Below are 8,403 nucleotides of genomic sequence, written 5' to 3' on the forward strand. Positions count from 1 at the left end.
GATCAGGCTCGCAGGCACCGACTACGGTATGCGCGGACCCCGGTGGATCTCCCGGTTCAGCGACGCTGCGCGGCAGGCCGAGCGGTACCGGGAGGGTCGGGTGCTGCTCGCCGGTGACGCGGCGCACATCCACTTCCCGGCCGGCGGACAGGGACTGAACGTCGGGGTGCAGGATGCGGTCAACCTCGGCTGGAAGCTGGCCTCGGTGGTGCACGGTCATGCGCCGGAAAGCCTGCTCGACAGCTATCAGGCCGAGCGTCACCCGGTGGCGGAACGTGTCCTGCACAACACCCGGGCGCAGGCAGCCCTGGCCCGTCCTGGGCCGCAGACGGACGCGTTGCGCGACGTGTTCAGCTCGCTCCTCGTCTTCGACGACGTCAACCGGTACCTGGGCAGTATGCTCACTGGGCTGGGCGTCCGATACCCGGTGGGCGACGCCAGCGGCCACCCGCTGACGGGGCGCCGGGTCCCCGACGCCGACCTGAAGACGCCGGCCGGTGCCACCCGTGTCTACGAGTTGCTGCACGCCGCCCGCCCGGTGCTGCTGGACCTGCGGGGCAACCCCGAGGTGGCGGCGGCCGTCGCGGGCTGGGCCGATCGCGTGCACCTCGTCGAGGCGCGGAGCGAGGACGATCACTGGTCCGTCCCGGAGCGCGGGGGAATCCCGGCGCCCACGGCACTGCTCATCCGACCCGACGGCCACGTTGCCTGGGCCACCGCCGACGGCGCACCCGACGCGACCGCACTTCGGACGGCCCTCGCCGACTGGTTCGGCCCGGCGCGACAGGGCTGACAATCCCGCACGCGCCACTCTAGGGAGTTTGCATTGTTCGTTCCCGACTTCTACCGTCCCCCCGACAGCTCATGGCTTGTCGAGATCATCCAGAACAACCCGCTAGCACTGCTGACGAGCAACGGCCTGCCGGGAAAAGTCCCCTTCGCCACCCACCTTCCGTCGGTCCCGGAGTCGTTCGACACCGAGGCCCCGGACCTGTCGGGTAGTGTCCTGCTGTGCCATATCAACCGGCAGAACCCGCACTGGGAGGCGCTGGAGGACGGGGGCGCTGTGTTGCTGACGTTCACCGGACCACACGGATATGTGACACCAGCCATCTACCAGACCACACCGGCTGCGCCGACCTGGAACTTCACCTCCATCCACGTACGTGGGACCGTACGGAAGATCGCTTCAGTCGAGGAGACACTCGAGGTGGTCACGGCCACGGCACGTATCCTGGAGGGGCGGTTCGGCCGCGACTGGGACCTGACCAGCTCGATCGGGTACTTCCGGAAGATCGTGCCGGGGGTCGGCGCCTTCCGGCTCCACGTGACCGGCGCCGACGGCATGTTCAAGTTGAGCCAGGAGCAGAGCGGAGAGGTCCGCGACCGGGTGCGCTGCTCGTTCGCCGGACACCCGAACACGCGCTACCAGGCAGTGGCCGATCTGATGGATCGGCTGCCCTGAGCCAAGCGGCTCCCCCGTTCCGCGACGCCGCGTCCCAGTTCGGTCAGGCGTTCCCTCGATCGTGTGGCCTCCCGTAACGCGGGCGGCGCTCGTAGGCGTACGTTGCACGGACACGCTGGTGCTTGGCCTCCCCTTTCGCTTCGAGTGGTTGAGCTGAGGTGATGGCGGAGGACTAGGGGTGAAGTGGCGGGAGGGGAAGCGGCCGAAGCCTGTGGGCTTTCCGCAGCGCATGCGGTTTTCGACGCGTGCGTGCGCGCGGTGGCGGCCTCCAGGTGCTGCAGCGAGCCGTCCGCCGTAGGGAGTGTCGGTCAGGAAGACCTGGTGGCCAAGCCCTCGTCGAGGGAGGGACAGTCGGGCGCCGGGGTGCGGGCTCTCGCGACGAACGATGATCCGGGTCACATCGGGGTAGCCGTCCAGATCGACCTTCCGGTCAGCTCGGCGACCGTGGCGCCAGCGCGCAGGGTGCCGTCCTGCTCCAGCGCGGGATGCCAGAGCCGGCGTAGCTCTTCCCGGGCATGCCGACGGCGTCGACGAGGTTGAAGCGTTCCAGCAACTCGACGGTGACCTGCTACACCTCGCGCAGTCGGACGGCGGATATGGCGGGCCGCGGCGGGTGCCCCCCACCGGTTTTCGGATGTGGGAGGTCAAGTCCTGGCGCGTGGCGGCGTCACTCGCAGTAGACGCGCATCTTGGAGCCAGGGTCGTCCAGGTCGATGATCACGTCGTCGAGGTGCTCGATGAGGTCCTCGAGGTGCTGCGGCTTGAGCTCGGCGAGGTCGATCGGCACACCGGCCTTATCCAGCTCCGCGTTGACCTTGGTGATGGCCACCGGCGGTAGGAGGGCGGTGAGCCGGACACCGGCGCGCAGCAGCTGCAGCGGGATGCGGACGTTCACCCGGCTGGCGCCCTCACCGCCGGTGTCGTCCTCGGCGTCCATCACCACGCGCAGATACTTGGGACGGACCTTCGTGCGGGACGTTGTTGCTCCCGGCGGCGCCTTGGGCTGCTCGCGCTGAAGAGCCTCGATCAGCCGCTCGGCCTCGTCCGCGGTAATCTTTCCCTCGGCCAGCATCTCCAGGATCTGGCGGCGCTGCTCATTCATAATGTGCTCCTGCTTCTCTCCAGTTATCTGACGCTGACCAGCACGACCGCTCGACCCTGCTCCATCTCAAACCGGGTGCCGGGCAGCGCCCACAGCACCCGTGCGGCTCCGCGCAGCGCGCCCACCGGGCTGATCTGGAAGATGACGCACGCGATACATCCCCCCAGCACGGCGAGCAGCAGTAGCGGCGACAACACCAGCACCACCGGAACGACGGGCATCCACAGCCTCACCCGGCGGCCGTTGGACCGGCGCACGCGCACCGTCACCAGCTGCGGGATCATCGCCCCTCCAACTCGGCCAGGGCATCCTCGGCGCTGATCTCTCCCCGGCGCAGGCGGTCGACGACCTCGGCGGCGCCGGTGGGCGCCGGGTCGACGTCGACGAAGTCGAGCTGCTCGGCGATCCGCTTCAGGCGGGATTTGATCGTCGGGTAGCTCACCCCGAAGACCCGCTCCATCTCCTTGATGGAGCCGTGCGCCCGGACGAACGTCGCGACGAACACCTGGTCGTCGACGCTGAGTTCGGCCAGCTGCGGCGGCTCGAACTCCCCCTCGATCGCGACGCCGCTGTCAGCGAGGCGGACTCGCTCGACCACGAACGGCCGGCCGCGCGTCAGGTCCGTCAGGTCCTGCCAGTCCACCGTCGACTCCCTACTCTCGGCAACCCCTTCACGCTTAACGTCTACCTTAAGATTTTCAAGGAGTCAACTCACATACCTTAACATACTTAATTACAGCTCTTGGGTAGGCGGGCGCCGTGCCCGCCATCCTCCTCGATCCGCGCTACACCGGCTACGAGGTGCGGAACAAGCAACGCAGGGAGGAACGCCAACGGGCCGGGAGGGAAGGCGGGCGGCCCTACGTCCTATGCGGACGGGTGCGGTGCTCACTGTGCGGGCGGAAGGTGCACACGGCCGCCATCCGCAAGATGGTGCACTACCAGGTGCGAGTACAAGGAAGAAGAGGCGTGGAACAACACCCCGGCCACCCGCGCATCATCTACCTGCGCGAGGACGGCGTATGCCTCGCACTCGATCAGTGGATTGCCCGGGCCTTCGAACGCAACCGACTCGCCGCCACCATCGAGTACTGGCGCAGGACACTAGCCCGCCGGCCGCGACTACTCTCGTACCGGCGACACACACATCTCCGTTCGGCCCGGATACCCGTTTCCGGACCGAACGGGGGCCGCCGGCCCCTGGTTGCCACAACCGTGGAAGGGGCCGGTCAGGATCCGCAGGGTGGCCCGCTGCACCGCCGAGCGGCTGATGCGCGAGCTGGGCATCACCGGCGCTGTCCGCCGCAAGAACCACGGGTGCAGACCGACGAAGCCGGTGTCGGCCTGCACCTGGACCAGTTCGGTCAACGCGTCAATGAACGGCTGAGCAAGCATTCCCGGCTCCACCGCGGCCGCTAATTGCTTCAGTCAGGAAGGAGTCGGGACTGTCTGCGCCGTGGCTTGGGATCGTGTGGTCTTCTCTCCGACGCTGCCGGGTCGGAGGGTGCGGGGGTCGACGGCCTCGAGTGGGGATCCGACCTTGTAGGGGCCGTCGGGGTCGTCCGGCTGGTTGGGGCGGTCGTGTGGCAGCAGATAGAAGGTGCGGCGGGTGAACAGGCCGCTGTCGGCGCTGCGCGGAGCGTTGGCGTTGAGGTTGGAGTAGCCGATGAGTCGGCCGTCACGCTCGTAGCGAGGCTTGCCCTTGCGGGTGTTGACCTTGTCGAGGGCCTGGCGGACGTAGTCGAGTTCCGTGGGATCTTCGAGCCACACGATCTCGGCCTCCTGGGCGAGATCGCCTTCCTTCGGCATCGCGCTCATGAGACCTCCTGTGTGCGGGCGGCCGGGCGGTGGCCTGCTGTTGTGGCTTTCGTGTGGCGCTCCTCGCTTCGGCGACGGTGGGGTCGCCGGGGGGAGCGGGTTCCATCGTACGGGCGAACGGTGAAGGCTCCGAGGTGGCCGGGGCGCGTCATGGGGTGTCCTGTCCGTCGTCGGGCTGCAGGGCGAGCCCGGGATACAGCTTGGTCCCGTTGTTCTTGATCATCTCTGAAGGTGAGGACAGGCCGAGTTCCTGGCGGATGCGGCTGGCGAAGGCTCGGGGGGTGTTGGCGCGGATGCCTTCGTCCGAGCACCAGCGTCCGTAGGCCTCGTACAGGAGTTTCTGCTCCGCGCGCAGGTCGGGGCCTGTGGTGCAGCGTTCGGTGAGGAAGCGTCCGACGTGGTCTTCGGTGGCTTCGTATGCTGCCGTCGCGATGCGGACGGAGGTGGGTCCGGTGAGCGGGTCTCGGCGTTCGAGGTAGTGCTGGGCTCCTTCGATGAGCCACTGCAGGATGCCGGGGCCTTCCTGTGCGACGAGTTCTTCGGCAAGGTTGTCGATCTTGCGTTCGTCGGGGACGCGGCGTTCGAAGGGGATGAGGCGCATGCGGCGCCAGAAGGCGTGGCCTCCGGTGCCGACCTCGGGTCGGTGGTTGCCGAGCAGCCACAGTTTGTGGGTGGGGGCGAAGGTGAAGAAGTCCTGGCGCATGCGGCGGGCTGTGATGGTGTCTCCGCCGGTCAGCAGCTTGACTCGGGCCTCGTTGAACTTGTCGTTCGGCTTGAGTTCGGAGCAGACGACGATGCGTCGTCCGTGGAGCTCGGTCAGCTCGGTGCTGTGCTCGGCGAACTTGCCTTTCTCCATCAGGAATCCGGGGGGTGCGGCGGTTGCATAGTCGCCGAGGAGGTCGGTCATCACTTCCAGGAGGACGGACTTGCCGTTGGCTCCCGAGCCGTGCAGGAAGGGCAGGACCTGGGCGCCGACGTCCCCGGTGATGGAGTAGCCCAGCAGCAGGTGCAGGAAGGCCTGTGTCTCCACGCCTTTCTCGTCGTCGCCGAAGGTGTCGCTGAGGAAGTTGTGCCAGCGCGGGATGGGCCGCTTCACGGGGGCGACGGTGGTGGCGCGGGAGTGCATGTCCGTGAAGGGGTTGGGTTTGCGCAGCTCGCCGGTCCTGAGGTCGACGACACCGGCCGGGGTGCACAGGGCGTAGCGGTCGCCGTCGAGGACGTCGGGGTCCAGCCGCAGGCTGGGGGCGGCCTTGGCCTGGAAGAGCAGGGCCTTGATGCCGGAGGTGGACTCGGAGTGGCGGCGGTGTGCGGCGACTTCGCGGTCGGTGAAGCGGCCGGTGGGGTCGCGGTCGGGCATCTGCTCTGCCATGTCGCCGGCGGCCCAGGCCGCGGCTTCGTCCCCGCCGGTCAGACGCCAGCGGTAGGTGTCCCAGCTGTGCCATCCCATGCCGATGTCGTAGCGGAAGCGGTCGCCGTAGAGACGGGCGAAGAGCTTGGCGTTGCCTCGGTCGGTGAGCGAGGTCGGCAGCAGTCCCTCGGACTGCGGGACCGGGACCGAGGGGGTGTCGCTCTGCTGCGCGGGCAGGCTCGGACGCGCCGGGGGCCGCGCGAGGTCGAGGGACTGCTGGTGGATCTGCGCGGCGGCTGCTTCGGCATCGAAGCGCACGGACTCGGCGCTCATGAGCGTCCTCGGGGGTGAAGCGGGCGCTGCGCGCCGGCGGACAGAGCGGATTCGATGATGGTGTGGATGCGGCGTTCCTGGTGAGGGCGTGCCGGTCGGGCCGCCGTTTCCAGCAGGTGCCGTGCCTCGGACTGGGTGAGGTGTCCGCCGGCGACGAGGCCACCTGCGATGTAGGCGGCCCGGTTGAGCTTCTCGGTGAAGCTCGCGCCTTCCGGCACGGTGGCGCACTCCGCGATCTCGGCGAGGAGAGGTTCCATCAGGCGGTGAGAGCTCTTCGCCGCGCCTCGGGGGCGGGCGGGCCGTGGGAGCGCAGGCCTTGAGGGCGGCAGCGGGGGCGGCGTGTGTCCGGTGCGGGCAAGTTCCGCGGCGAGCCAGGCCGGGAGCGGGGCCGGAAGCCGGGCAGGGCCCTCGCGCCGGTAGGTGCCCCGGTTCGTTCGGGTCGTGGGTGCCACGATGTAGCCGCCGTCGGCTCGGACATCGACCTGCCAGGCGAGGGCTGTCTTGGGGCTGGAGCCGGTGGACGAGCGGTAGCGGATCTCGGGGTCCGGGTTCTGGTACCAGATGTGCAGGCCACCTGAGGGGGTGCGTACCCGCATCGTGGTCTCGTCTTGTGCCGGATTGACCTCACCGCATAGGGCGGCCAGGAGCGCGAGCGCGTCGAAGCCCGTAGCCAGACCGGTCAGGTTGACTCCTGGGCCGATCGGAATGCCCGGCAGCAGCCGTGAACGGTCAGGCACTTGGGCTGCATGGGCATCGACGTCCAGGACGACGAGGTCTGCAGGTCCGCACGACACGCCTACTCCGAAGCCGGGCTGCTCAGTCCACCAGGCGTCGATCACGGACAGGTCGGTGGTGGCGGCGTGCAATCCGTGACACCAGCGGCCGGCGGCCGGACAGGGGCAGTCCTTCGGACTGTGGTGATCCCTTTTGCACTCGTGGCAATTGGCTGGGGGGATCTTCTGCCCGGGCGCCAGCGGATGTACCGGCCAGCCGGCCTTGGCGCACCAGCGCGCGACCGTGTGCCGGTCCGACACGTTGGTCGGACCGGTCGGCTCGGACATGAGCTGGGGAGGCAACAGCCGTCCTTGTCTGCGTCTTGTTTTCGTACGGAGGTCTCCGCCGTTCCTGCTGGGATCAACGGGACTGAAGGGACTGAGGTTTCTGGTTTGCGGACCAGAGCGTAACCGAGTCCCAGTCTTGGAGGGAGGGAGGGCTCGGCGTGTCGGGAAAGTTCAGTCCCGTCAGTCCCGTCGGCCCTGCCCCCCATGAGAGCCGAGACAGTAACTTGAGGCCTGTCGCCCCCTACCGGACTTTCAGTCCCGTGTCAGGAACGCCCAGGTCAAGGGGCATTCTCTCCCCTCCAAGCGGGACTGACGGGACCCAGTCACGTAGTTATCACCTACATGACGTGCAGTGAGCCCTGTTCGCGCGCGCACGCCTGAGTGATGTCTCAGGGACTTAATAACTAGAAGGCTGGGTCCCGTCGGTCCCGTCCTTGAGGGGGACACGGCCTTTGACCTGGGCGTTCTTACCTTGGGACGTAACGGGGCTGAACTACTGCGGGACTGAAAGTCGGCTCCAGTCCCGTTTCGAGCCTTGTACTTTTGCCCGTCAGCAGCCTGACCAGATGTCTTGCATCCCGCCCGTTTCAACCCCTCCCTGTGTCTTTGGAGCCCCGACATCCGGCGGAGCATCCCCCGAACGGGACTGACGGGATCAAAGCTCCCGGATGCGCGCGCTATGGGAAGACTCCTCGCGTAGGTACAGGGAACTTCCAAACTGAGTCCCGTCAGTCCCGTCAGGCGATGGCAACTGGAGGATCGACCAGAGCCTCGATGCAGAGAGACTCACGTATGCGCGCGTGGTGGAGGAGACAACGTCGAACCCGCCGCCACCGCCGCACTCGAACTCGCTCACCGCACCCACGCCCTGCGCTGCGAACAACTCGTTACCAGCGCTGGCCCCGGCCTTCCACCCGTACGCGCACCACGAGGACGTCGGTCGCCTCCCGCGCCTCGCGGGAAATCTCCCTCCATCCCATAGCGCTCTGCCCAGGCACCGGACGGCTCAGAGGCCCACACGCAAGGATGACCTTTGGCGGGATCACCAAGGGGGCAGGCATGCGGCTGACCATCGAAACCGAGAAGGACACCTACGAGCAGGCGATCGCCGCGGTGCAGGCCGCGTACGGCAAGCGGCCGACCGTTCCCGTCGACTGGCCCGAGGCGCCGACCGTAGAGCCGGGGCCCGAACCGCAGAACCTCAGCGACGCCGACATCAAGGACGGCTGGAGCGAGCAGCTGCTGTTCCGTGTGATCGCCGCGCTGATGCCTGGAG

9 protein-coding genes and 1 pseudogene are annotated in these 8,403 nt (G+C 67.9%); 4 read left to right on the top strand and 6 right to left on the bottom strand.

The window, feature by feature from the left end:
• Positions 1 to 793, top strand: a 793-nt coding sequence (locus RM812_RS39930; RefSeq protein WP_311585556.1) for an FAD-dependent monooxygenase, incomplete at its 5' end; no start/stop codon positions are given.
• A 33-nt stretch (positions 794 to 826) separates the two neighbouring features.
• Complete coding sequence (locus RM812_RS39935; RefSeq protein WP_311585558.1) at positions 827 to 1,465, top strand: FMN-binding negative transcriptional regulator; 639 nt, start codon at positions 827 to 829, stop codon at positions 1,463 to 1,465.
• Positions 1,466 to 2,132: 667 nt separating this feature from the next.
• On the opposite strand, the gene RM812_RS39940 is transcribed toward RM812_RS39935, so the two are convergent.
• Genes RM812_RS39940 through RM812_RS39950 form a run of 3 tightly spaced genes read right to left on the bottom strand, consistent with a single transcriptional unit; the run spans position 2,133 to position 3,210 of the window.
• Entirely contained in the window at positions 2,133 to 2,567 is a 435-nt protein-coding gene (locus RM812_RS39940; RefSeq protein WP_311585560.1) for an SHOCT-like domain-containing protein, read from the bottom strand.
• Positions 2,568 to 2,590: 23 nt separating this feature from the next.
• Positions 2,591 to 2,851, bottom strand: coding sequence for a hypothetical protein (locus tag RM812_RS39945; RefSeq protein WP_311585562.1), 261 nt, complete (start codon positions 2,849 to 2,851; stop codon positions 2,591 to 2,593).
• The gene (locus RM812_RS39950) at positions 2,848 to 3,210 is read right to left on the bottom strand and encodes a DUF2089 domain-containing protein (RefSeq protein WP_311585564.1); all 363 of its coding nucleotides are present in this window, start codon (positions 3,208 to 3,210) and stop codon (positions 2,848 to 2,850) included. Before RM812_RS39950 ends, RM812_RS39945 begins: the two co-directional genes overlap by 4 nt.
• Positions 3,211 to 3,810: 600 nt before the next feature.
• On the opposite strand from RM812_RS39950, the gene RM812_RS39955 reads away from it, so the two are divergent.
• Positions 3,811 to 3,954, top strand: coding sequence for a hypothetical protein (locus RM812_RS39955; RefSeq protein ID WP_311585566.1), 144 nt, complete (start codon positions 3,811 to 3,813; stop codon positions 3,952 to 3,954).
• A gap of 41 nt (positions 3,955 to 3,995) precedes the next feature.
• On the opposite strand, the gene RM812_RS39960 is transcribed toward RM812_RS39955, so the two are convergent.
• The 3 genes from RM812_RS39960 to RM812_RS39970 all read right to left on the bottom strand — a co-directional run bounded on the left by RM812_RS39960 (position 3,996) and on the right by RM812_RS39970 (position 7,127).
• Entirely contained in the window at positions 3,996 to 4,385 is a 390-nt protein-coding gene (locus RM812_RS39960; RefSeq protein WP_311585568.1) for a DUF6009 family protein, read from the bottom strand.
• Positions 4,386 to 4,533: 148 nt separating this feature from the next.
• Complete coding sequence (locus RM812_RS39965) at positions 4,534 to 6,066, bottom strand: DNA primase family protein (protein WP_311585570.1); 1,533 nt, start codon at positions 6,064 to 6,066, stop codon at positions 4,534 to 4,536.
• Complete coding sequence (locus RM812_RS39970; RefSeq protein WP_311585572.1) at positions 6,063 to 7,127, bottom strand: bifunctional DNA primase/polymerase; 1,065 nt, start codon at positions 7,125 to 7,127, stop codon at positions 6,063 to 6,065. Before RM812_RS39970 ends, RM812_RS39965 begins: the two co-directional genes overlap by 4 nt.
• A gap of 1,059 nt (positions 7,128 to 8,186) precedes the next feature.
• On the opposite strand from RM812_RS39970, the pseudogene RM812_RS39975 reads away from it, so the two are divergent.
• A pseudogene (locus RM812_RS39975) lies at positions 8,187 to 8,403 on the top strand (hypothetical protein); the annotation flags it as partial.

The organism is Streptomyces lancefieldiae (genome assembly GCF_031845825.1).
Classification (GTDB): Bacteria; Actinomycetota; Actinomycetes; order Streptomycetales; family Streptomycetaceae; genus Streptomyces; species Streptomyces lancefieldiae.